The 25062-nt window shown below is 38.7% G+C and carries 23 protein-coding genes and 1 pseudogene; 8 read left to right on the forward strand and 16 right to left on the reverse strand.

From position 1 onward, the window contains the following. The first annotated feature begins 86 nt into the window (after nucleotides 1-86). From ACWIUO_RS08095 to ACWIUO_RS08125, 7 genes are all read left to right on the forward strand, one after another. Nucleotides 87-1136, forward strand: coding sequence for a hypothetical protein (locus tag ACWIUO_RS08095; RefSeq protein ID WP_454177395.1), 1050 nt, complete (start codon nucleotides 87-89; stop codon nucleotides 1134-1136). A gap of 57 nt (nucleotides 1137-1193) precedes the next feature. Next, the gene (locus ACWIUO_RS08100; protein WP_454177396.1) at nucleotides 1194-2045 is read left to right on the forward strand and encodes a hypothetical protein; all 852 of its coding nucleotides are present in this window, start codon (nucleotides 1194-1196) and stop codon (nucleotides 2043-2045) included. A gap of 162 nt (nucleotides 2046-2207) precedes the next feature. Continuing rightward, nucleotides 2208-2822 carry a coiled-coil domain-containing protein gene (locus ACWIUO_RS08105; RefSeq protein ID WP_454177397.1) on the forward strand — a complete coding sequence of 205 codons (615 nt, stop codon included), beginning with the start codon at nucleotides 2208-2210 and terminating at the stop codon, nucleotides 2820-2822. 18 nt (nucleotides 2823-2840) lie between these two features. Next, nucleotides 2841-3218, forward strand: coding sequence for a type II secretion system protein (locus tag ACWIUO_RS08110; protein WP_454177398.1), 378 nt, complete (start codon nucleotides 2841-2843; stop codon nucleotides 3216-3218). 68 nt (nucleotides 3219-3286) lie between these two features. Next, complete coding sequence (locus tag ACWIUO_RS08115) at nucleotides 3287-3958, forward strand: hypothetical protein (protein WP_454177399.1); 672 nt, start codon at nucleotides 3287-3289, stop codon at nucleotides 3956-3958. Further along, nucleotides 3955-4377 carry a hypothetical protein gene (locus tag ACWIUO_RS08120; RefSeq protein WP_454177400.1) on the forward strand — a complete coding sequence of 141 codons (423 nt, stop codon included), beginning with the start codon at nucleotides 3955-3957 and terminating at the stop codon, nucleotides 4375-4377. Before ACWIUO_RS08115 ends, ACWIUO_RS08120 begins: the two co-directional genes overlap by 4 nt. A 289-nt stretch (nucleotides 4378-4666) precedes the next feature. Further along, the gene (locus ACWIUO_RS08125) at nucleotides 4667-6562 is read left to right on the forward strand and encodes a hypothetical protein (RefSeq protein WP_454177401.1); all 1896 of its coding nucleotides are present in this window, start codon (nucleotides 4667-4669) and stop codon (nucleotides 6560-6562) included. A gap of 139 nt (nucleotides 6563-6701) precedes the next feature. On the opposite strand, the gene ACWIUO_RS08130 is transcribed toward ACWIUO_RS08125, so the two are convergent. From ACWIUO_RS08130 to purM, 10 genes and pseudogenes are all read right to left on the reverse strand, one after another. Continuing rightward, entirely contained in the window at nucleotides 6702-7994 is a 1293-nt protein-coding gene (locus tag ACWIUO_RS08130; protein ID WP_454177402.1) for an NTP/NDP exchange transporter, read from the reverse strand. Nucleotides 7995-8011: 17 nt separating this feature from the next. Beyond that, nucleotides 8012-8329: an SMR family transporter gene (locus tag ACWIUO_RS08135; protein WP_454177403.1), complete on the reverse strand. Its 318-nt coding sequence runs from the start codon at nucleotides 8327-8329 to the stop codon at nucleotides 8012-8014. Continuing rightward, entirely contained in the window at nucleotides 8326-8811 is a 486-nt protein-coding gene (locus ACWIUO_RS08140; RefSeq protein WP_454177404.1) for a DMT family transporter, read from the reverse strand. Before ACWIUO_RS08140 ends, ACWIUO_RS08135 begins: the two co-directional genes overlap by 4 nt. A 209-nt stretch (nucleotides 8812-9020) precedes the next feature. Continuing rightward, a complete protein-coding gene (locus tag ACWIUO_RS08145) occupies nucleotides 9021-9983 on the reverse strand; it encodes an aldo/keto reductase (protein ID WP_454177405.1) in 963 nt (320 codons plus the stop codon). Between the two features lie 165 nt (nucleotides 9984-10148). Next, nucleotides 10149-10895 carry a methylated-DNA--[protein]-cysteine S-methyltransferase gene (locus ACWIUO_RS08150; protein WP_454177431.1) on the reverse strand — a complete coding sequence of 249 codons (747 nt, stop codon included), beginning with the start codon at nucleotides 10893-10895 and terminating at the stop codon, nucleotides 10149-10151. Nucleotides 10896-10973: 78 nt separating this feature from the next. Further along, nucleotides 10974-11912, reverse strand: coding sequence for a YihY family inner membrane protein (locus ACWIUO_RS08155; protein ID WP_454177406.1), 939 nt, complete (start codon nucleotides 11910-11912; stop codon nucleotides 10974-10976). 32 nt (nucleotides 11913-11944) lie between these two features. After that, entirely contained in the window at nucleotides 11945-14590 is a 2646-nt protein-coding gene (locus tag ACWIUO_RS08160) for an RNB domain-containing ribonuclease (RefSeq protein WP_454177407.1), read from the reverse strand. Further along, nucleotides 14587-15630, reverse strand: coding sequence for a shikimate dehydrogenase (locus ACWIUO_RS08165; protein ID WP_454177408.1), 1044 nt, complete (start codon nucleotides 15628-15630; stop codon nucleotides 14587-14589). Before ACWIUO_RS08165 ends, ACWIUO_RS08160 begins: the two co-directional genes overlap by 4 nt. Before the next feature lie 27 nt (nucleotides 15631-15657). Next, entirely contained in the window at nucleotides 15658-16599 is a 942-nt protein-coding gene (locus tag ACWIUO_RS08170; RefSeq protein WP_454177409.1) for an SH3 domain-containing protein, read from the reverse strand. 134 nt (nucleotides 16600-16733) lie between these two features. After that, nucleotides 16734-17825 (reverse strand): annotated as a pseudogene (gene purM, locus ACWIUO_RS08175) (phosphoribosylformylglycinamidine cyclo-ligase); the annotation flags it as partial. A gap of 311 nt (nucleotides 17826-18136) precedes the next feature. On the opposite strand from purM, the gene ACWIUO_RS08180 reads away from it, so the two are divergent. Next, entirely contained in the window at nucleotides 18137-19561 is a 1425-nt protein-coding gene (locus ACWIUO_RS08180) for a hypothetical protein (RefSeq protein WP_454177410.1), read from the forward strand. Between the two features lie 61 nt (nucleotides 19562-19622). Here the strand turns inward: ACWIUO_RS08180 and ACWIUO_RS08185 are convergent, their stop codons facing one another. From ACWIUO_RS08185 to rpoD, 6 genes are all read right to left on the reverse strand, one after another. Beyond that, entirely contained in the window at nucleotides 19623-19829 is a 207-nt protein-coding gene (locus ACWIUO_RS08185) for a hypothetical protein (protein WP_454177411.1), read from the reverse strand. Continuing rightward, a complete protein-coding gene (locus ACWIUO_RS08190; protein ID WP_454177412.1) occupies nucleotides 19810-21006 on the reverse strand; it encodes a hypothetical protein in 1197 nt (398 codons plus the stop codon). The genes ACWIUO_RS08185 and ACWIUO_RS08190 overlap by 20 nt, the downstream gene beginning before the upstream one ends. A gap of 122 nt (nucleotides 21007-21128) precedes the next feature. Then, entirely contained in the window at nucleotides 21129-22163 is a 1035-nt protein-coding gene (locus tag ACWIUO_RS08195) for a phosphoethanolamine transferase (protein WP_454177432.1), read from the reverse strand. Nucleotides 22164-22200: 37 nt separating this feature from the next. Beyond that, nucleotides 22201-22689 carry a phosphoethanolamine transferase domain-containing protein gene (locus ACWIUO_RS08200; protein WP_454177413.1) on the reverse strand — a complete coding sequence of 163 codons (489 nt, stop codon included), beginning with the start codon at nucleotides 22687-22689 and terminating at the stop codon, nucleotides 22201-22203. Between the two features lie 14 nt (nucleotides 22690-22703). After that, a complete protein-coding gene (locus tag ACWIUO_RS08205) occupies nucleotides 22704-23027 on the reverse strand; it encodes a hypothetical protein (RefSeq protein ID WP_454177414.1) in 324 nt (107 codons plus the stop codon). A 24-nt stretch (nucleotides 23028-23051) separates the two neighbouring features. Then, complete coding sequence (gene rpoD, locus ACWIUO_RS08210) at nucleotides 23052-25052, reverse strand: RNA polymerase sigma factor RpoD (RefSeq protein ID WP_454177415.1); 2001 nt, start codon at nucleotides 25050-25052, stop codon at nucleotides 23052-23054. Between the last annotated feature and the right edge of the window lie 10 nt (nucleotides 25053-25062).

A 25062-nucleotide genomic window follows, 5' to 3' on the forward strand; every position in this document is an offset into this window, starting at 1 on the left:
TAATGATAGTTGTCTTGGCTCTTGCTTCTATTACGATTGCTTTTATCCCTGATGGATTTTTGCACCTCGTGTAAGGGGAGCGACTTTTGCGCGGATTTGGCAAATTGATTTTAGGCAAAATCAGCACGATAAATCATCGCAAAGCTGATTTTGCAAATGTGTTTTTTGAAGCCTTAAAACGCGCTATCTTGCCTAAAGATTCTAAAAATCTTTGCCAAAATCTAGCGCAAAACTTAAAAAAGATTTTTGTTTTATGTTTGCTAGCTAGTCTTGCGATTTTTACAAATACTGCGCTTGCTTCACAACAAGATTCTCACACCTCTCCCTGCTTAGATAATGGCTTAAATAATAGCTTGAATCAAAACTTTAATAACAACTTAAACGATAAATCAAAAGATGGATTAAACAACGCAAAATCCTCCAAAAATACCCCGCAAAATACCCACAATTTAGATTCGTTTTTGCTCCATAGCATTACTCCAAATTCTACATATATCTTTGGAAATTCAAAAAATATCATTGTCCCAAAATCTAAAGAGTTTATATCCACGCTTGCAAGCGAAGTGTTTAGCAAAAGCGGAATCAAACTCTTTGTAGATGTCATCGATGAAGTCTCGCTGCCTTCGTGCTTCCCCACGAAAGAATCCCGCAAAAAATACCAAGCCCAAGTCATATCTAAGCTAGACGCACCTTATGTGATTATTTTTCTTTTTGTCCAAGAGCACAAAATAGACATTGTCTCAAGTCCAAATTTGCACTATATCTCAAACGCTAAGGCAGACAATATCGCAACGCAATCAAACAACATAAACCCCTCCCAAGAATCACAAAAAAACACAAAAGAATTTCTTAGCCCAAAAACGCTAGATTCTATATTTTTTGATTATATGGCACCACTTTTGCCACACAAAGAGGAGGATTTCACGCCCAATCGCATTTCTGGCGTGATATTAAACGGCTATGCAGAAATTGCTGATAGAATTGCAGATGCGTATCAATTCAAGCTAGAAAACAACTTCCCACGCGATGAGGAGGGGGTTAGAAATTATGTGAAGTTTATCTTGTATGCGATGCTTTTTATTCTTTTGGGACTTTTTGCGTTTGCTTACCTGCCTAGAAAAACAAAATCTGCCTAAAAATAAAGCAAAATCTAAAAACACCAAAATCCCAAAGACAAATATGAAAGGACAAATATGCCAAACCCGATAGATTCTACAAACAACACTTCTAATAAGACGACACAGCAAGCACACGCGACAAAATCTAAAAAACACACAACATCTAAAAAGCCCACAAATTTCTGGCCCTACGGAATCTTGCTAGTGATTTTGCTAGGTGTGGTGCTTATTAGTGTGTCTATCCGCATTTCCGTGCAAAATCCCGTTGTCGATGATGTGCCGTTTTTTATCAAGCACGATGATATGGATTTAGCGATAAATGACTTGCTAGAATCAACGAAAGCGTTAGAGGGGGATTTTGACTTTTTTTTGCAGGCAAATGCCACCCCTACAAATGATGAATCCCTGCGCCCATACTCGCCCTATATGCGCCCACCTCATAGGGACAAATCCGCTAATAACCCATCAACTACCCTGCATACAAAGTCATTAAACACGATATTTTTGCGCGTGGTTAGCAAAAAAGCAATGCCACAGGATTTGCACATAGAGGCGTTTATCCAAAAAATTGGCAAACTTGATGAACAAGAGATTTTTATCTACAATCCTAACGATAACTCTTATACCTCTGCTAAACCTAGCAAAAAAGGCGCGCAAATCGCCATCGGCAAGCTAACAAAGCAACACGCGCAAGATACACAGCCCAAAACCTCAAACAATACAAAAGAATCAAAAGAAGTAGATTTTATCTATGCTAGCCCGTTTTTTATGCTAGAGCTAGAGGGGAGATGGATAGTATCGTTGCAAATAAGCGACAAACGCGCTAAACAACATAGTAACGAACAAAATGGCGATGAGCCTAGCAAAATCGTGGTGCTTGAAAAGGAATTTTTTGCCCTGCCAAATATGAATGAAAATGCAAAATAAAATCAAAGCAACTAAGTCGCCCTAAAATTTTTCATAAATCAAAAATGACAAACAAGGCACAAAATTTAGATATAATAGGCCACTTTTTTGCGACATTGCGAAACATTTGGCAACTTGTCAAAACTTTGGCAACCTGCGCCTTAATCAAATAAAAGGACATAAATGGTAGAAGAACTCACAAAAGATGAAGTCAATACATTTTTTATCCAAGCATTTGGAGAAGAAAAAGCAAACATTGCTCAAAAAGCGTTTGAAGCTAGTTTTAACCTAAATTCTAGACGACTAAAACAACAAGTGATTGATGAGGTAAAACACGAAATCGTAAGCAAAGATTTACTCCAAGCTGAGTTTAAAGCCCATCAAGCACAAATGCGACAAGAAATGGCGGAGGTCAAAGCAGAATTAAAGCAAGATATTGCAGAAGTTAGGGCAGAATTAAAGCAAGATATTGCGGATTTGAGGTCGGAGGTCAAGCAAGAAATAGCAGAAGTAAAAGCAGAATTAAAGCAAGATATTGCAGATTTGAGGTCGGAGGTCAAGCAAGAAATTGTCGAAGTAAGGCAAGAAATAGCAGAAGTCAAGGCAGAATTAAAGCAAGATATTGCTGATTTGAGGTCGGAGGTCAAGCAAGAAATTGCAGAAGTCAAGCAAGAAGTATCAGGCGTCAAAGCAGAATTAAAACACGAAATCGCAGAGGTAAAAATAAATATCATAAAATGGGTTGTTGGCATTCAGGTAGCCACTGCTGGCGTGCTAATCGCTGTTATCAAGTTTTAATTTAAGGCGCATATAAAAATGATACGAACACTACAAAAACCAAAAAAACGAACTATGCCAAAACAAAAACCCATATCTACAAACCGACACAAACAATGCAAGATAATTTGCACTCACAATGCTTTTGCATTGCTTGAAGTGGTATTTGTGGTGCTGATTTTGGGGGTGGCATTTGGGATTTTGGGTAGATTTTATTACGCGAGGACACAAAGCCAAGAGTTGGTGAAAAATATTGAGCAAACACAACAAGAGCAAATATTAACCGAGCTAGAATCCAAAATCTCTTCCAAATCCCATAAAATCATCGGCACAAATGGGGAGTTTTGCGAGGGGGCGATGTTTGAGAGCGCAAAACAGGGATTTAAAATATTTAAACCTCAAAACTGCGAGCAATAAGCAAGACAAGCACTAAGCAACAATACTTTGCGCATTGCCAATTTTTACAAACAACGATAAAAACACAAATGCTACGCTTGCCACTTTTGCAAATGCCACAGATTCCATATTTGCAAATCCCCTCTTTGAAAATCCATAAAACCACAAAACACCGAAGCCACACACGCAACAAAAACCCCCACAACGCACAAAAACACCCGCACAACAAATCCCAAAAACCTGCCACCAAAAACGCCTTTATTTTGCTTGATTTTGTGCTAGCGATAGGGATTTTATCCCTCATTGTCATAGTTCTTAGCCAAGCTACGCTTTATTTTCAGCGACACAGCCTTAGCAAATCCACCAAGCAACTAAAAGATTTAGAAGCAAATAATGCCATCGATATAGTGCGAAATCTAGTCGAGTTAGAATCTAGCATAGATTTTAGTCATCACACGCTAAGGCTTCCTAGTCATACTATTAGGCTAGATTCTAGCAATCTTTTGCTTGATGATAGCCCTATATTGCGCGGGGTAAGCAGGTTTTCTATCACTACGGCAAATAATGATAGTTTTAGCATTTTGCTATGCTTTTTTGAAAATGCCACAAAACAGACCTGCATAAATAGAGCAGGATTTTTATCCAAAACAGCGAGCAATACAAATCGCATAAATCAAAACCAAACTTCAAACCAAAAAACTTCAAATCCCATTTTGCCCCCCGCAAATACACAAAATCTTACAAACCAACATAGCAGATGAAAGCACATATCCACGCCCAAAAACAATCTAGCCACAATGCTTTTGGGCTTATTTATGCGGCAATGTTTTTAGTCATCGTTGGGCTATTTTTAGCGAGCATTCGCACTAGCAGTGGCATTAGCCTAGATAGGATTACAAACTCTCATTTAAGGTTTCAATCTAGCCTATATCTGCGCAGTTTGGAGGATATTGCGCTTATTTGTGCCAACAAGCCAAATTTTCATCAAGGGCGATTTGATTTTGGCAATGGGTATGTGGGGGGATTTGCCTTGCAAACGCAACATATAGGGGCAAATACACAGACAAAAGCATATCTCTATGTCGAGGCAAAAAATCTACGCACAGGGCAAATCCTGCGCAGCACAAAAAAAATCTACTTGCCAAGCACAAATGCGACCAACGAAAATGCAATAAAATAACTAAAATCAAATACGACAAAGCGATATTCACAAAATCCACCAAAATCATACAAATGCCATAAAAACACACAGATTTTATACAAAACAAAATGTGATTTTAGAAATAAATCCTCTATTTTGCCTAAAATCATATAAATAATAAACAAAAATAATATTTCTAAATAGATAAAATTTTGCTTTTAATCGCAAAAATATAAGATACAATATAGTTTTTTTTAAACCTAAAATCTTGCATAAAAAATGCAAGAATGAGTAAAAATGCTTATATAATCTTACGCAAGGACATATAATGAAACACATAATGCAAACCGCACAACAAACAAAGGCAACAACAATAATGCCCAAAGATTTTTTGGCTAATAAACCAACAATCCCAAAGCAAAAAAATCGCATTCAAAAACAAATGCTTAAACTAGCCTGTGTAGCAGTGATAGCATTCTCCACATATCTAAACGCAAACACACAAACACAAAATCTACAAGAAGCACTAGAGCCTGATAAAAAAACCACAAAAGATTCTAGCAGGCTTGGAATCTGTGGCAAAAAAGATTTGCTAGACAACATAAGGACTAATATCAAAAATAACCTTATGCAGCTAAAAGTAGCCCATCTGCTAGAAAATGGCTACGCACCTTTGCCAAGCGGAGATGAGCTAAAAATCAAACGACTAAAAGCCACAAAAATGGGCTGTGAGCTACATAGCTACGCTGAAGTAGCACAATGCCTCCATAGCAAAATCAAAGATGAGAATCTAAAAGCAGAGTTTGGGACATTTGCCAAAAGGCTTCACAAAGCAAATATATCATTTGATATTGAAAAAATGGACATAATGCTTTGCTCGGTGCGGGGCATCACACTTGCATTTGATAGCGGGGACAAAGTCAAATACACCACAACAGACATAGGCTACATACCCAAAGTGTTTAATGACAAATCCTTAGAGCTAATCGCGTTTGGGCTAAAAGAGCAAACTTTTCATCTAAATTCTACCTTTGTCCCGCTAGCGAGTATGCTAGCAGATATAGATAGCTACTATAATGGCAAAGGGCTAGTGATAAATAATTCCCTAAAAGGTGGTTGCCCAAATGGTGCATATACTTTCACAATACATAAAGACAAATTATCAAAAGCGTATAATTGTGCTGGAGGGGTTTTTAAAAATGGTGTAGAAAAAGAAATCACAAAAGAAAAAATCAAAAATGAGGAAAAAGAAAATGTGATAATCGTGCATTATTCCCAAAGCAATGGCGTGCTGATAAAGAAAAAATACGCGCTTAGCAAATATATCGATGAGCAAGAATACAACGCCGTAGGACAAAATACCAATCTATATGCCAAAGCCTACCAAAAAGCTGTCCAAAAAGTCAAAGCTCCAACCCCAAATAAAGCACAAAAAGATTTGGAAAGATTTAAAGAGCAGGCATTAAGCGGGTTTGACCCGAGCAATGTCGCTCAAAATACGCTAGAAAAAGTCATCGATGAGGAATGGCAAGCCTACCAAGAAGTCCAAAGCTACAACACAGGCAAAACCAAAAAAGCCCCCGATAATGACACGCAAAAAAAGGCAAAATCCTACCAACAAAAAGAGGAAAAATACCAAAAACAGCTAGCCGAAATGATGAAAATCTCAAAAGAATGGAATGATAAAGTCCTAGACTACAAACAAAAACTAGAAGAAGAAACCAAAAAAGAATACCAAAAAATGCTAGAGTCCTACCAAAAGCCAAGACTAGACACAGAAGAGCAGATTTTAGCTTTTATCAAAAAAGAAAAAATTGAGCCTATTTATGAGAGCGTTGAAACGGCGGATTTAAAAATCATTGATGGGGAAGAGTTTTATACCAAGTGCGAGCCGATAGAGGAAACCTGCAATGCGAAATTTAAAACAGGCTGTAAAATCATCGGCAAAAAATGCGGTGTGGTGTGGAACAACAACCCTCCAAGAAAAGGCACAGGCAATGAGTATAAGACAACATACAAAGAGCTAATTGAAAAAAGCCACTACAAAGAAGCGATAAACGCCAAACTAGACACTCTAAAACCTGCGCAAGAATCTAAGCCAAAAGAAAAAGAATCAAACGAAAATGAAAAAGAATCTAAATCAAAAAAATCTAAAGATTCTAAAGAATCCACGCCCGCTACACAGGAGCAGATATTACAGCCCATAGATATTTTGAGATTTTAGATTTTGGTAGCTTTGGAGGGGATTTTGTAGGGAGTGTTGGGGGGTTTGGATTTTATGAGATTTTAGCTAGGCAAAATCAAAAGTTTAGCCCACTAGCCCACATAAGCAAGAATGCTTTTGCATAAATTTTAGACAAAAACTAGCCAACATCAAATCTAACCTTTGTGGTGTCTTTTGTGTGGTATTTTTTGCCTAAAAAGATTCCCAAAAATCCCCACACAAAGCTAATAAACCCTCCGCTTAAAAGCACCACGCTAATGCCTGTGCTAAATAGCGCACTCTCCACTTGTGCGCTCAAAGCATCTCCCCCGCGATATACCACCGTATCGATAAAACTTTTGACTTTGTATTTTTCATCGCTACTTAGCGGGACAAAAAGCATTTCTCTTGCGGGCTTTACTAACGCGTATTCGCCCAATCTGCGAATACACATTACAATGATAAATGGCAAAAACGCAGGGTGGGTAAAAGCTAGCACCACAAAGCCCACGCCCACCACAAACCCCACTATGCCTAGCAACGCGCTAAGGCTAAAAAAGCGAGCGATTTTGGCGGTAAGAAAGATTTGGATAAAGAGTGAGAGGCTTTGCACGATTAAATCAATATTTGCAAAGGCTACACTTCGCGCTTCAGGTGTGAGAAAAAGCTCTTTTATGATTCGCGTTTGCTCCATATAAAGAAAAGTCGAAACAGCTGTAAGCAATAGCACAAACACGCATATCGCAATCAAATAGCGCGACTTCACAATGAGTGAAAATCCTACAAATGGATTTTTCGCGCCGATTGTTTTGTCAAATCGCGCTAAAGATTTTAGCGATTCAAACCGCTTGAGTTCCGCAATCATCGCGTTTTTTAGCACAAGTGCTATGCCTAGTAAAATCATTGAGGCAAAGATAATGTTGCTTACGCCAATATGGTTGATAAAAAACTTCACGCTTGCAGAGCCAGCGATACTCCCTAGACTTGCCCCAGCAGCGATTATGCCAAAAAGCCTTTGGCTTGCTTCCTTGCTAAAAATATCGCTTAGCAAACTCCAAGCACTTGAAAATGCAAAAAGATTAAACACGCTAACCCACACATAAAACACCCGACAAAGCCATACAAACTCCGCGCTATCTTTGATGATAACCAACATAGCGACATAAAATATGAGCAAATTTAGCACAAAAAACACTAGCACAAAATCCATATAAAATCTACGCTTTATGCGCGTGCTAAGCCACATAAGCGCAAGAGCAGAGAGAATGCACGCCACAAAAGTCCCTAAAAATAGCCACTTTAGCCCATCATCTCCCCCGCTAAGTCCTAGCGCATCGCGCACAGGGCGAAGCAAAGAATACGAACTAAAAATCGCAAAAATAAAGGCAAATGATAGGGCTAAAATCTTAAACTCGCCTTGTCTTAGGCTAAAAAGTTTGTAAAGTGTTTTCATAAGATTTTTTATTTAAATCACGCAAAATGGAGCAAATACACCGCGATAAGCACTAGCACAATTCCCACAAAGCCAATGGGCTTTAGCCTTTGGGCAAAAAAATAATACCCCCCAACCACCGTGCCTAAAATCCCTATCGCCCCCCACAAAGTGTAAGCCACAGGGAGCTCCATACCCAAATCCAGCGCAAACGCCAAAAACAAAAACACGCTATCCACAAGCAATAACGCCAAAATCCCCCATTTTAGATTCTTAAAGCCATTTGATTTCGCTAGTGCGAGGTTTGCAAACACATCTAGCAAGCCAGAGAGCGCGACTAATAAAAATGCTATCATTTGCGCCCCTCATTAAAATCTGCGTGAGAATCTAGGCGAGATTGCGTGCTAGAATCTAAGATAGAATCCACGCCAAAATCCGCCACAGATTTAGATTCTGATTTCGTGCTAGATTTTAGGCTAGATTTTTGCGGTGATTCCTCACTATGCTCTTCGCCTAAAATTATGCAAATAATCCCTACAAAACCTATCACAATCCCAAAATACTGCTCCGTGCTTAAAACAGGGTCAAAAAACACAAAGCTCACAAGCAGCACGCCAATCCCGCCTATGATTTCCCAAGTGGCATAAGCCACGCCTACGGCGATTTGGCGTAGCGTAAGGGACATAAGGAAGTATGAGAGATTCATTAGCGCGATTAAAATGGCTTTGCCTAAAATAGGATTTGCTTCAAAGACTTTTAGCAGGCTAAGTCCGCAGATTTCTAAGCCAATGGCGGCAAAAAGCATTATCCACGCATTTGTGCGAGAGAGTTTTAGCATCGTTTTTCTTTTTTACACTTTTTTAGATTTTGCTACTTTTTTGCTACTTTTTTCTACCATACCCAATTTAGATTTTGCATAAATTTAGATTTTGACAAATTAAATTTTGCATTTCTAAAATTTGTGGCGTGATTTTATCAATCATTAGAAAATCTACCCCTGCTTCACAAAAGCACAAAATCTACACTTTGATACGCCACCTAAATCATTTAAAACCACTTAAATAACGGCTCATTGGTATCTAGCGCGTTTAGTGCTTCTCTATCTACATTATCTAGCGCAAAATCAAAAATATCGATATTTTCTTTCATTCGCTCGATTTTAGAGGTTTTTGGTATGACAATAATATCTTGCTCTACCAAAAATCTAAGCGCGATTTGGGCTGGCGTCTTGCTATGTTTTTTGCCGATTTCTGCAAGTGTAGGATTTGCAAAAAAGTCATTTTTACCATTAGCAAAAGGACTCCACGCCTCTAGCTTTGTCCCATAGCTTTTCATCGTTTCTCTTAGCGGTTTTTGCTGATAAAAAATATGCGTTTCCATTTGATTTAGCACAGGGATTATCTCGCATTTTTTGATGAAATTTTCATAATTTTGCACATCAAAATTTGAAATCCCAAGAGATTTGATTTTGCCTTCTTTGTGGAGTGTTTCCATCGCCCTATACATAGCGAGTGATTGAGGATAGTTTTTGTGCAAAAGTAGCAAATCCACATAATCAATTTGGAGTTTTTTTAGCGAAGCAAGTGTGGATTTTAGGGTCTCATCATAACTCATATCGCTTGATAATTTCGTAGTGATAAATAGCTCATTGCGTTTGATTTTGCCACCTTTTAGCGCAGTTTTGATAGCGTTGCCTACTTCTAGCTCATTGCCATACATTTGCGCGGTGTCGATTAGTCGGTAGCCCACTTCTAGCGCGTTTTCTACGGCTTTTTGGCATTGTCCCCCTCCCATACGAGAAGTGCCAAACCCCACAAGCGGGATTTTGATTCCGTTATTTAGCGTAGTGGTTTGTAAGGTAGGTTTTAAATCGCCTTGCGAGGATTTTTTGGCATAAGCTAGATTTGAAAATGCTAGAGGTGGCAGGGCTAATCCTAGTGCTAGGCTAGCAGAAGTTTTGATAAATTCTCTGCGAGAATGTGCTTTGGCATTTGGTTGGTTTGGTTTCATCGTAGTTTCCTTGCGTGATTTCTTTGAAAGTAGAATTTGTATTTTATAAATGCAAGCATTTAAGTCTTGGATTTTAGTCAATTTTTGCAAATAGATTTTAAGCACGAACATTATAAATTGTCTGTGCTTCATAAATTGCCTGCGCTTTTATAAACTACCTGCACTTCATTGGTTTTTTTGGGTGTTTTTGGGCGTTTTTTGGGTGTTTTTTGGCGTTTGTTTGTATGTGGCTTTGTGTCTAGCTTCAAAATCTAGCAAGATTTTCTTTTTTTCACACCCGCTAGCATAGCCTACCAAATCCCCATTTGCGCCTATGACACGATGACAGGGGATAAGGATTGAGATAGGATTTTGCCCTATTGCGCCACCTATGGCTTGGGCAGAGATTTTTGGCATTTGTTTAAGTGTGGCGATTTTTGTGGCTAGTGTGCCATAAGTAGTCGTGCTTGCATAAGGGATTTTTAGCAGTTCTTGCCACACGCTTAGCCTAAAACTAGAGCCTTTTAGCACAATCGGGGGCAAAGGTGGCAACCCCTCCCCTGCAAAATACAAATCTAGCCATTCTTTTGTTTGCTTGAAAATATCCCATTCTTTGTCATATTTGCCCTCTTTTTTCCCCTCTTTTTGCCCATCTTTTTTTCCATCTTGGCAAACTTCGCATTGCGATAAATCAATATTCGCGCTCTTTATTTTTTTGTTATATTTTTGTAGATTTTGTGAGTGATTTTGTGGGATATTTTCTAGCTGATTTTCAAAATAGATTCCGCTTAAAAATTGTGGATTTTTGGTTGATATTTTTGTATGGCACAAAAATACGCTAGATTCTCCAAAATCTGCTAAATCTTTGGGGCTAAGCATAACGATTTTGCCTAGTCTTGCAAAATCTTTTGGCGGAGTATAAAAACTCATCATATACTTCAAAATCTATGCCCTTTTTTAGTCGCAAACTTAGCTCAAACTTAACGAAAATGTTGAAAATCTAGCAAAATCTTATATGTTTTCATTGCCTTTTGTCTCATTGCTTGCTTGGCGTGAATCGTTTTTAAACCATTGCAAAAGCCCCTGACAAGAGCGCATACCAAAAAGCATAACAAGCCACGAAACATAAATCCAAACCATAAGAAAAAGAATGATTGAGACAGAGCCATAAAGCGTGGTGTAGGTTTTGTTGTAAGTGATATAAAATACAAATAGATTTTTTAGCGCAAACCACACGGTGCCAGAGGCAAAAGAGCTAAAAAATAGCGTTCGTTTATGCAGTGGTTTATTTGCCGAGATGCGAAACAAAATCAAAAACAGCACGCAAGTCGCAAGCCACGAAAACAAATCGCTAAAAAAGAGCGATTTCCCTCCCTGCATAAATATCCCCTGCGCACTCGCGCTAAAATAAAATATCACCACGCTACCCAAAGGAAATAGCGTAATCATCGTCCAATACATTATCAGCGAATCAAAAAATTTGCGTGGCTTAGAATCAAACATTTTAGAAGTGATATATTCATAGTTGCGAAAAAAAAGTAGCGAAGTGATAAACACGCTTACTACGCCTACCACTCCCATTTTTGAGCCATTTTCTAAAAATGTATTCATAAATTTAATCACAATTTCAGCATTTGCAGGCAAAATATTTGAAATGATAAGGTGCTGAATATCGCTGATTTTGTCTTGGAAATGTGAAAATGCAAGCAGGACAGAAAAAGTGATAAAGAGCATAGGGATAAGCGCAAAAATCGTATAAAAACTAAGCGAAGAGGCATAATAAAACATTTCTTCTTTGTAAGTCAAAAAATGATAAACATCGTTTAAGATTTTAAAAATATTGTTTTTTATGGAATTTATAAACGCGATTAGGTTTTTGATAGGCAGGTAAATACTAGCAAATGCCTTGTGAAAGTGGCTTTGTGGTTTTTTTTCGTTTGGTTGTGTCATTTTACACCCCTTATTTTTTGGCACATTATACATTATTTAGCCCTTTTATTTGTTAGAGTTTTTGTGCGTGTGGCGTTGATTTTGGTGTTTTTTTGTTGCGTGCGTTTTTTATGTTTGTGGATTTTTGAGGGGGTTGCTTTGGGATTTTTGGGATATGGATTTTGCAAATGCAGATTTTGGGAATGTAGTTTTTGCAAAGGTTGATTTTGCAAATCATTGATTTTAGAATGGATTTTGACATAGATTTTCGCGCTCCCTAGCTCCACCTCGATAATTCTAGCAAGATATAATCCATACTTTTTTATATCCTCATCACTATCTAGCACAAACACCCGCGCACCTTGCAATACATTGTTTGCAAGATTTGTTTTTGTGTTAGATTTCGCTACATTATCATTTTGACTAGATTTTGCGTCATTAGATTTTGGGTTAGATTCTACCACGCCGATTGCGGGGTATCGCTCATCAATGATTCTAATGCAAATTTCCTCATTTGCTCTTAGCATTTTTAGCGCGCTTCTAGCGTATTTTCTATCTTTAAAACCCATTTCACATTTTGTGATTTTTCTCTCTGCGTCATTTAGCAGTGGCGTAGCCACAGCGATAGAATCTAAAACAAAATTGATATGCCTTGTGAAATCTTGCGTGATTTTTTGCGTATTTTTTGTGGCGATTTTTTGATTGATTTTGGGCGTGATTTTAGTCGTGGCATTTGCACAATCTAGCGCAAAATCTAGCACCCCGCCATAGCTTTGTAACAATAGCTTTATAAGCCTATGGGCTAAAATATCGCTATACCTACGGATAGGCGAAGTAAAATGACTATACGCCTCAAACCCTAGCCCAAAATGCGCTTCCTTGCTAGGCGCGTATCTTGCTTCTTGCTGGGCTTTGATGATTAGCTTGTCGATATATTCTCTATCGTTTAGATTTTGTTGCTGGGATTGCAAAGCAGAGATTTGCTCATAGATTGTGCCTTGCTTTTTTATCTCATACCCAAGCAATGCTAGCTCGGCAAAAAGCGCGTGTAGCCTATCTTTTGTCGGAGGATTATGCACACGGTAGATTCCCCTGCCTTCAAGTGTATTATCTAGGATTTTTGCCACTGCTACATTTGCTAGTAGCATAGCTTCTTGTATTAGGTTATGGGAGCGCGTGGGATAAATCTCTTTTATGGATTTTATTTCGTTATTTTTATCCAATATCATCTTGCGCTCTTTGGTAAAAAAATCAAATCCATTTTGTAATCGCTCTTTTTTTAACCCCTGTGCCAATTCACTAAAATCTAAAATCCATTTGGGATTTTTAAGCGATTTTAGCGGGGCAAAAATGGATTTTAGATTAGATTTTTGGCTAGATTTGGTGGTAGATTTTGTGATATTTTTTGAGGGATTTTGTGGTGTGTTTTTGCTAGATTCTAGCGCGTCTAAAAGCGTGTCGATATATTCATAGCTTACATTTGCTTTTGGCTGTATGATTGCTTCATAGATTTTGCACGATTTTGGTTTATGGGGTTGTAGTTGTTTTGATTTTGTTTGGCAAGATATTGCATTTTTGGGATTTTTTGCACGCCCAAACTCTATCTCACACACCATAGCTAGCTTTGTCTCATCTGCTTTTAGAGAGCATAGATTCTCACTTAGCTCTTGGGGTAGCATAGGGTAGCATTTGTGCGGAAAATACAAACTAAAACTGCGAGATTTTGCCTCCATATCAAGCGCGGTTTTTGGCAGGACATACTCACTCACATCAGCAATCCCCACATACAAAACACCCTTTTTCTCATCATAAAAAATCACATCATCATAATCCTTTGCATCGCTTGGGTCAATGCTAATAAAATCTAGCCCCCTTAAATCCACTCGATTTTTATACAAACTAGGCTCAACCCTATCCCCAAAACTCCGTGCCAACCCCCTGCATTCCGCGCTAAAATCCTCTTCCCTGCCGTGCAAAAACAATGCGATTTTTTCATCGATATGCGCATCTTCTAGCACGCCCAAAATCTTATGTATTTGTGGTTTTTTGTGATTGTCTTTGTGCGCATTTTCATAGCTAAGCACACAATGAAATGGCAACTGCGATAAAGATTTTTGCGAAAAAGGTAGGGGATAGATTTCGCCATTTTTTAAATCAATGCCGATGATTTTGTCTTGGTGTTTTTCTAGATACACAAGCCGTTTTTGATTGTGGCTAAAATCGCTAGATAAAACCTTTATGATTCGCACATATTCTTTGCCCCTCTTTCCTACCAAAAGGGCTAAAACAATGTCATTATCACTTAGCATTTCTTGCAAATGCGTGGGGATATGTTGTCGCATTAGGGCTATATCATTGCGCTTTTTTGTAATATCTTGTAAAAAAATCAGTTGATTTTTGTGGGCAAGTTTGGGAGGGTTGGAGAGATTTTTTGTAGTATGTTTGGAGAGTTTTTTTTGCGAAATTTTTTGCGTTTTTTGGGTAGATTTTGGCGTGGTTTTATGCACGCAAAAAATTCCAAATGTAGGCATTAGCTTAAAAAAGTCGTTGGTAGATTTTGTGGGATTTTTAAACGATTTGTGGCTAGATTTTGTATTGTCTTGTATCGCTCCGCAGGATTTTATTTGCTCATAAAGATAGGCGTATTTTTTGGGAATCTGCTTTGTGCCAAAACAAAGGCTAATAAGAAATTCCTTCAATGTTTATCCCTTATTGCTTGGAGCATTAGCGAATAAATATGCGTGATTGTCTTGCTTTTGTCGTGCTGAAAATCTGTGGCGATATTTTTTGAAAAATCCATTTTCTTTGCCAAAATCTCGTGCTTTGCAAAATCCTCACACTTTGTAAAATCCCCCTGCTTTGTAAAATATTCTTTGTCATTTTTGCTAGCACTATTTCTCAAATCCTTGCTTGCAAAATCTTGTGAAATAAAAATCGCTAATGCCTCCGCAGCCTGCCACAAAAGCATATCTTTGCCATCTTTATATGTGAGATTGCATTTTTTGGCTAGGGCTAAAAATGGCGTTAGATTCTCCCCATACATCAAATCATACGCAAATTTTGCGCGTGAAAAAATATCTTGCAATACTTCTTTTTGCAATGGCAGATTTCCTTGCAAACTCGCACTTGTGGCGTTTATGACTAAATCAAAATGTGTGTTCATACTAGGTGTTGCACTAGATTTTGCACTATATTTTAGCATTGTCTCTAGCTCGCTAAAAACACAATACCTAATACCGCACGCATCATAAAAATCCCTCTTTTGGCTAGAGCGATTTGCCACTAGCACCTCTAGCCCAATCTCATCTAAAATACACGCCACAGCCTTAGCACTCCCGCCAGCCCCTAGCACTAGCGCGCTTTTAAAAGGCGTAGGATTTATGATTTTGTGCCTAAAATCTAGCATAGTATTTGTTAGGCTTGCTACAAACCCGCTCGCATCGGTGTTATACCCCTTTAGTTTGCCATTTTTCATTTTTACAAGCGTATTTACCGCGCCGATTTTTTGGGCTAGGCTATCTAGCTCATCGGCTTGCTTAAACGCATATTCTTTAAACGGAATCGTAACATTTGCCCCGCTAAGATTTAGGCTATAAAATTTCTCTTTTAGATTCTCGCCATTTTGGAGGCAAAATCTACCATACACAAATGGCAAATCAAGGCTACAAAGCGCGTAATTATGGATAAGAGGGGAGAGGGAATGTGAAATAGGATTTCCAAATACACAAAGATATTTCATTTTCTAAAATCTAGCCCAAATTAGGCATTATTCACTATCTTTTGATAGCAATCTAGCTGCGACATATCCGCCATTTTCTAGTCTAGCCCAGCCATTTGCCACGCTTAGCACCCGCACCCTCTCGCCTTTAAATATTGAGCCTACAAGTGTGGCGTCATTATCAGGTTTTTGCCGTATGTTTGCATTTACAGAGGCGATATAGATTTGGATTTGCGTGCTAAATCTGCTAGAGATTTCGCTCTCTTTTTGCAAAGTAAGCAGTTTGACACTTACCCAGCCACCATTATCAAGCTGTGCCCATTCATCATTGATTTTGATGACTTTGGTGCTCTCCCCGCTCGATAGCCTGCCAATCACAGGGGCATTCATATTTGGCTCTTTTCGCACATTTACCCTCGTAAGGGCATAATGTGTGATTCCCTGCGAAGTGCTTGTGTTGTTATTTGGCGTGTTTGTGGCGGTGTTTGTAGTAATATTTGCGGGCGTATTTGAAAATGTGTTTGTGGCGATATTTGTATCGGTAGTAAAATCATTAGTCGGTGGATTTTGGGCTGTGTGATTTTCGTGCAAATTGCGTTCTTGCGATAGATTATTTTGCGCTAGATTATGCTGATTTTGGCTATCTTGGGCTAGATTTTCTTGCAAAGACTTGGATAACTCATTTTGTGAAATCTCTTGTGATTGGCTAGTGGTGCTTTGGGTGAAATGGGCTTGACTTTCCTCTTTTGGATATTGATTTGGATTGCTATTTAGAAATATTTGCTTGATAGAGGCGAAAAATTCGCTTATGAAATTAGAATCCTCTTTGTTAGATTCTTTGCTACGCTCGCCATAAAATCCAGCATTATAATCCCTGCTAGAGTATTGATTATATCGTTCATTGCTTTTGATAAACATCACATAATACATCACTAGCCCTAGCACTAGCACCAAAAAAGGTAGCGTATATGCTTTAAAAAATGATTTCACGCTTTATCCTTTTTGGGCATTTGTTTTTTGCACATTTGTTTTTTTGGTAGTTGATTTTTAGCTGCTTGCTTTTGTGCGTCTTTTGTTGGGCTATTTTGGTTTATCAAATGTTTTAAAACAACGCTAGATTGGCTTTTTAGCGTGATAGTATCTTGCCTTGCTACTTCCCCTAGCACAAAGCCATTGCTTCCTTGCAAGATTTTATCCACGCTTGTTTGCTCCACACACGCGATAAGCCCCACACCCATATTAAACACCCTATACGCCTCTTTTAGCTCCACGCGCTCACAAAGCAGACTAAAAATCTCTTGGCTAGGGATAGAATCTATATTTATATTTGCACCTAGTCCGTTTGGCAAGGCACGAGGTAGATTCTCTAGTATGCCACCGCCTGTGATATGTGCTAGGGATTTTATTAGATTCTTTTTTTGTCTAAAAAATGGCACATAAATGCTTGTAGGCTCTAAAAGCGCGTCTATAAGAGGTTTTTTGATTGTTTTTGGATTTTTGCTATTTGTGTTAGAAGTTTGACGAAAATCTAGGGCAGAGATTTTTTTGTCAAAATCCATTTTTTCTACCTCAAAAAGCACTTTTCGTGCTAAAGAAAATCCATTTGAATGCAAGCCACTACTTGGAAACCCTACCAAAATATCGCCCTCTTTTACGCTTTTGATTCTCTCTAAATCCTCTCTCTCTGCAATCCCCACGCTAAACCCCGCCAAATCAAAATCCCCATTAGCATACATTGAGGGCATCTCTGCACTCTCCCCACCGATAAGCGCGCAATTAGCGATTTTGCACCCCTGCGCTATGCCTTTTATCACGCGCAATGCACTATGTTTATCAAGCCTCCCCGTAGCATAATAATCCAAAAAAAACAAAGGCACTCCAAAATTGCAAATCAAATCATTCACGCACATCGCCACCAAATCAATGCCGACAAAATCTAGCTTTTTTGATTCTATGGCAAGGCGGAGTTTTGTCCCCACGCCATCAGTAGAAGCTAGCAAAATAGGCTCTTTATACCCGCTAGGAAGCGCATACGCCCCTGCAAAAGAGCCGATAGAGCCCACCACATTATCATCAAAAGTGCTTTTTACCACAGATTTTAGCGAATCCACAAGCGCGTTTCCCTCATCGATATTTACGCCACTATCGCTGTATGTGAGTGTCTGGCTATGATTTGATTTGGATTTTTTAGAAAGTTTGGAATCTGTGTAAGTCAAGGTATATCCTTAAATCAAACGAGGTATCACGCATCAAAAAACTTTGTGAAAAAAAATGATAAATTTTGTAAATTTTATGTAAATTTAGACAAAACAAACTTGCGAGATTTTATCGCAGAATAAATAATTTATTGCTACATTGCCTAAAAATTGCGCAAAAAAGCCAAAAAAACAAGAAATCCATAAAATCTTGCTTAAAGTGTTTTGGTTTGTAGCTTTTTATCGCAAGATTTTAGTTGCTTTTTTGGCATAAAATTTGTTTATTTTGACTAATTTTTAATGCCCTAATGGATTTATTTAAGGAGCGTGTTTTGAGGCTATTTTTTGCTACTTTTTGCGTAAAGATGAATCATTTATGTTTTATGATTTTGTGGCTGTTTGTTGCTAGTTTGTTTTGTGGCTGTGCGGATAAATTTAGCCTAGATACATTCGCTACGGAGGAAAAAACGCGCTTTTTCGCGCTTATGGAGCAGGTATCAAGTGCTAGATATGCCCTAGCCAAAAAAGCCGATACAAAGACGCAAATGACGCTACTAAATCAAGCGTGTGAATACCGCTTAGGGCTAGCGTGCTGGATATATGCCTATGAGGAAAATAGCGATAAAAAGGCGTGGAATCACTCATTAGAGAGGGCAGCCCTCACGCTAAAAAACGCCTGCTTAGTAATGGCTACGGAAAAACCTAGCATAGCAAGCGGGCAATCTTGCGCTTTTTTAGGCATTATGCTATCTCAATACCCCCAAATGCAAGTGCATATCTGGGAGCTTATCGGACGAAATATCCAAATACAATGGCTATATCAAAAAGCCTGCGAAATGGGCGAGGGGTGGGGGTGCTACCGACTAGGCTATGATTTTTTGCAAAAAAATGATTTGCAAAACGCGCTAAAAATGGCAAATGAGGGGCTAAAAATGACGGCTTTGATGTGTGATAGAGGGGTGGGGTATTATTGCGCATTATCTGGGGTAATCTACCAATACCCACTGCCAAACTTCGTCCCAAGCGAGGAAGTGCGACAAGAAAAAATGCGCTATTTTTGGGAAAAAGGCTGTCTAAAAAAAGACGGGGATTCTTGTATCTATCTATCAAATCTAAATAATGGCGAATATAAAAACGCGTATTATCTAAACAAAGATTTGCCAAATAAGGCGTTGCAAGAGAGCGGATTTGTCCCACCAAAATCTAAAAAAATCAAAAGTTTTAGCGATGAGCTAGATTATTCTAAAATCATTGATTCTACAAAAAAAGCTAGCAAAGGGCATAAAGATAATAACCAAACAAAAACAGAATCTACAAAAAATGCTAATACACAAAATAAAGAGCAAAATAAAGAACAAAGCAAGGAAAAAACTAATAAAGAATCTAGCCCAAAATCTAAACCAAAAAGCACAAAATCTAGCCCCATAAATGAGCCTAGCACAAACCAAACTCCACAAAATAAGCCAAACCAAAATCTACCACAAAATCAAACTCTGCAAAATCGCCAAAATCAAGCCACACAAAACCAAGCCACAAAAAATCAACCAAGCAAGCAAAAACCAAAAATCGAATCGATTGATATAGGTTCTGCGCTAGATTCTAGCACGCTAGAAACAAAAAATCCTAGTAGCCAAAATCAAGCCCCACAGGAAAATCTTGTGCCACAGCAAGATTTTGTGCCACAGGATTTTGCAGATTTTGCAGAGCCAAATTTAAACAAAACAAATTTAGAATCTTTAGAATCTGTGATTAAATAAACTTTTTATCACAGATTCTTTGCGAAACAAAAACTTTACAAAACAAAATCTTTTGCAAATCTTATGGGTGTTTTTTGTGGTGCTTGTGCTTTTTGTGTGGCTTATGGTGTGCGTGGGATTTATGTGGCTTTTCTTTTGTAGTGATACGCACGCCTTCACTCACACAACCGCTAAAACAACTCCCAATCCCAACCCCAAGAACCCCCCAAATAATGATAGACAAAACACCAAGCCCAAATCCACGCATACTACCTAAATCGTTTAGCATTTTCACTCCTTATGTTTTTTGTAAGCCCTTCTAGCGTTTTGTCAATTAGCCTATCAAGCCCTTTTTGCGCTGAATCTAACTGCGCTTTTTGCGCTTCTATCATCTTTGCATACAGCGCGTTAAACTCCCGCGATAGAGCATTTTTATCGCCATTTTCTAGCGCGGTGGCAAGTCGCATAGAATCCTGCCTTGCGCGTGGCGTGAAATTATCCGCTGTATTGCCCCCAAAGGACACAATCCTATCGATTCGCCCATAGAGATTGCTCTGTTGCGTTAGTTCGCTAAACTGCTCGTCCAAAAACGCGCTATCTTGCATTTTTTCAAGCAACTTTGCCCCGCCACTTGCGCCCTTTTTTGCTGATTGATTCACGCTTTGGATTCGCGCTTGTAACGCCGCATTATACGCTTCTGCTATCGCTTCGCGCAGTTTTGCCCTATTTGCTTGGCTAGGATTTTGCAGATATGCCTTTTGTGCGTCATTGATAAGCGCGTTAAACTTGCGCTCACGCACCCTAGATTCTGGATTTACAGGCACAAACTCCGCGCCCACATTGATAAAATTTGCGATGATTTCAGCCAAAATCTCATCTTTGCTTAGATTTTGCGCACTTTTGCTTTGCGCTCCATTTGGACTAAGCGCGAATCGCTCACTACTGAAACGCTCAAAACTAGCCTTTATACGCTCTTCACGCAAATCCTGCGTCTCTTTGATATGCACTCGTTGCTCCTCCAAAAACGCCTCATAATACGCGCTTAACGCCTCTTTCAACGCCTTTTCATTGTGCGCGTTTTTGTTTTGATTATACGCATTTATCGCCTTTGCCACGATTTCGCGCTCATTGCCTTTGTTGTTATCGGTTTCCAAATTCATAAAGGGCGGATTTTTGCCCCGTTTTACGCCATTTAGCCACGCGCTGATATTTTTCTCGCGCTCTTTTTCGCGGGTGGCAAGTTTTTCTTTTTTCTGCGCGATTACGGCATCATAGCTTGCATTTAGCGAATCCATCAGATTTTGCTTATTTGCCTCGCTAGGATTTCGTTTATATTGCGCGATTGCCTTTTTGGTGGATTCACTTAGTGGCGGATGCTCACTCTCTGCCTTTGCGCCAAAAGCCACGCCAAAGATTCCTAAAAAGCAAAATCCAACGAAACATATTTGTTTTACACATTTTTGCATTGTCGCTCCTTTTTTGCGTAATTTTGCAAACTAAAAATTTGCAAACTAAAAAAGCGCAACTATAAAACAACAATGTGAAATAAACATAAAAAATGTCAATTAAGTGTGAATATTTAGCATAATTATTCAAGCATATCAAAATCTTTGTCGTAATCTTTGGTAGTGATTTCTAAAAGCCTTAAAAGCGTGTGAAATACGAAATCGTGTGAGTAGGGATTGTCTTTTTTAGAAGCTAGATTTTGTGATATGTGGCTTTTTTGCTTAAACCACAGCATAGATGGAATCTGCTTTTGCACTTCTGGGGCAAGGAAGTATGGGAATCCTCCGTGCATATAGTTCCTATATTCGCCTAGTGATTCTCCGTGGTCGCTCACATACCACAAAGACGCGTTTTTTAGCCTACTTTTTTCTAGCATAGCAATGATAGAATCTAGCACAAAATCGCTGTAAATTAGCGAATTATCATAGGCATTATAAATATGTGAAATCTCACATTGACTTAGCTCATTATTGTCGCACACAGGGGAAAATCTCTCAAACTCTTTTGGATAGCGCAAATCATATCTTGCCCCGTGGCTACCTTGCAAATGCACGACTAGCAAGGTGTTGTTTGCATTATTTTTGGTGTTAAAATCTTTGCTAGCGTTGCTGATGATAGATTCTATCATTTCTAGCATATCGCCATCAAATTGCCCATTTTTGTTGAAATAAATCACTTTGTCTGTATCCAAACGATTGCAAATCCCACCTATGCACTCTCCGCCATTATTGCTTAGAAAATACACTTTATACCCCGCTTTTTTTGCCACATCTAGCAGAGAATCACTATAAAAGCTTAGATTTCTATTCGTGTAGGATTGGCGTGGATAGTGGCTAAGCATACAGGGCACAGAAATAGCCGTAATCACGCCACAAGAAGTAAAATCTCTAAAATAAATTAGATTTTCTCTTTTGCTTGTATATGGATTTGTCTGCCTTTCATATCCATTTAGTTGGAAATTTGCCGCTCTAGCGGATTCGCCGATGACAAGGACAAAGATTTTATTTTTTGCATTTGTGCTAGCATCTTGTCCTAAAAATGTGTAGTGGCTAGGAAGCTGTATCTTATCGGTAGCAAAATCTATGCTAGCGCGAATGGGCGCAAAAGGGTTTATCACAAAAAGCAATCGTTTCTCTTTAAAAACCTCGATGATTTTAGAGCCTTGCGCAAAAATATAGCGCGATTAGTAGCATAGCTAGGCTTAGCAAAATCGATATTTTGCTTACCATTTCTGCTTTGAATGATTGAAAAAATGTTAGATTTTGTCGCGTGAAATAATGCAAAATGGCTAGCACAAAAAGGGGCGATAACACAAAAACGACTAAATGCGCAAAAAAACTTAGACTCATAAAATCGCTTGCTTCACGCCAATTTGTCTGCAACAACGAATCAATAATCGCAGGCGAAAAACTAATATGCAAAGAATCTAAAAAATAGCTACAAACCCCCGCTATGACAAACAAAAAGCCTAAAAAGATTTTGGCATAAGCGCGAAAAATAAGCACTTCGCACATAAACCAAAGTAGCAAAAATGTCGCTACAAAAATGCTAGATTTTAATAAAAAATTTGCCCTAAAATCAATCGTTTTAGAATATAGCGCAAAATCAGCACTAGATTTTGCAAAAATCTGTGATTTTGGCACATCATCGCTAGATTTTATAGGATTTTTAAGGGGGGGGGGACAGCTTTTAGCTGATTTTGGGTTGTTTGGGATAAATGTTTATTTGTGGTGGTGGCATTTTGTGCTTGGATATGGGTAGGATTTGCGTAATTTGTGTAATCGTTGATTTTGTGCCAAAACTCACCATTATAAAGCCAAATCCACACAAACACGCTAAACCCTAGCAAACAATGATAATTCCCACATATTTTGCCAAACTTTTGCCAAACACTCTTTTGCCAAACACTGCGTTGCAAAAATCTAGCCACGCCACCCACGCGCAAAAAACGCTTCACAACACGCAAAAATCTATCAAACAACATCTAGCCTAAATGATTTTTTGATTATTCTTCGATATAGTTTTTTAGCTTGCGCCCTACTTTTGGGTGTTTTAGCTTTTTTATCGCGCTAGATTCGATTTGTCGCACGCGCTCACGCGTTACATTTAGCTCTTTGCCGATTTCTTCTAGCGTCCTATCACTCTCATCATCTAGTAGTCCAAATCGCATTCTTATCACTGAGCGTTCGCGCTCATTTAGTTGATTTAGCACATCATCGATTTGCTTTCTTAAATCATCTTTTAGGATATTATCCACCGCGCTAATAGTGCTTCTATCCTCCACAAAATCCCCAAACTTCCCATCATCATCATTGCCTATAGGTGCTTCTAGGCTTACGGGTTCTTTGGTGATTTTGATGACATTTTTGACTTTATCCACAGGTAACCCCACTTCTTTTGCGATATATTCTGTATCAGGCTCTTTGCCGTGCTCTTGGGTATATTTGCGGATAATCTTGTGGATTCTATTGATAGTTTCAATCATATGGATTGGGATTCTTATCGTGCGTGCTTGGTCAGCGATAGCGCGTGAAATCGCCTGCCTTATCCACCAAGTCGCATAAGTAGAGAATTTGAAATTTTTTTGGTATTCAAATTTATCCACCGCTTTCATAAGCCCGATATTTCCCTCTTGGATTAAATCCAAAAACGGCAAGCCACGATTTGTGTAGCGTTTGGCGATACTTACCACAAGTCGCAGATTAGATTTTGCCATTTTTGTTTTTGCTTTGTCGCTTATGGTTTTGCCTCGCTTGATTTGCTCTAAAATCTCTTTTAGTTTCTCTGGCTCTAGGTTAAACCCCTGCTTGCTTGCCTCTTTTGTCTGAAATAGCTTTTTTAGCTCCATATATACGCTTAGCATCGTGGCTTCGGGCAATGCGTTTAGTATGTCATCTCTGCTCATATTGGTGATATTGCTTAGGATTTTTTTATGATTTTCTACAAGCATATCATTAAAAAGCGGGAGTTTGTATTCAAGTCTTTTTAGCTCTCTCTCAAACCCATCGCCACTTTTTAGGCTATTTTCCATCGCTTTTACGATTTCATTTATTAGCTTACTTGTAGGTCCCAAATCAAGCAATTTATCTTTTAGCAACTCTTTTTTGTGTGCCAAAGTCAAAATACACATCAGCTCATCTTCGGGGATTTCTTCGTGTCTTGGCTCTTTTGTCTTGGCAGGCTTTTTTGTTGTCTTGGTGGATTTGCTAGATTTGGATTCTTTAGATTCCTCTTTGCTAGCGACACTAGTCGCGCTAGTAGAAGCACCAGCATCGATAGAGGCTTGCTCGGGCATAGATTCTAGCACTTTTAGCCATTCTTTTTTTGCTTTATCTAATGCCTTAAAACTTTGGATAACTTTTTCGATACGCTTTTTATCTCGTTTGGTTACGGGGCGTTTATTTTCATCTATATCTTCATATTCGCCCTCTTCTGCGCTGTCATCTTCATATTCCCCATCGCTACTATCCTCATCATCATCAAAACTTTTAAAAAGCTCTTTTACTCGCCTCTCTCGGTTGATAAGCGCGTCTTTGTAGTCGTAAATAAAATCTATGAGATAAGGCACAGAGCAAATCGCATCAAGGATAATATTTTCCCCAAACTCAATCTGCTTGCTTAGCTCTACTTCCTCTTCTTTGGTGAGTAGCTCGATTTGCCCCATTTCGCGCAGATACATTCGCACAGGGCTATCACTCCTACTCCATTCAAGCAATTCCTTATCTTTCATAAAATCAAATTCGCTATCTAGCTCGTTGTTGATAAAATCCTCCCTCTCCTGCCTAGATTTTTCCTCATCTTTGATATTTAGCGTCTTTGCAAGCTCAGAAGAGCTCAAAAGCGCGCATTTATACTTTTTGGCAAGTTCATTTACTTTTTTGACTTGGGCTTGGTTTGGTAGTTTTTTTAGAATCTGTGCTATGGCTTCATAAGACACCATTTTAGATTCTGCGGTTTTAAACAACTTTTCTAACTCTTGTGCAGTGGTAAGTTTTGCGCTTGACATTATGTCCCTT

Source organism: Helicobacter sp. T3_23-1056, assembly GCF_053654535.1.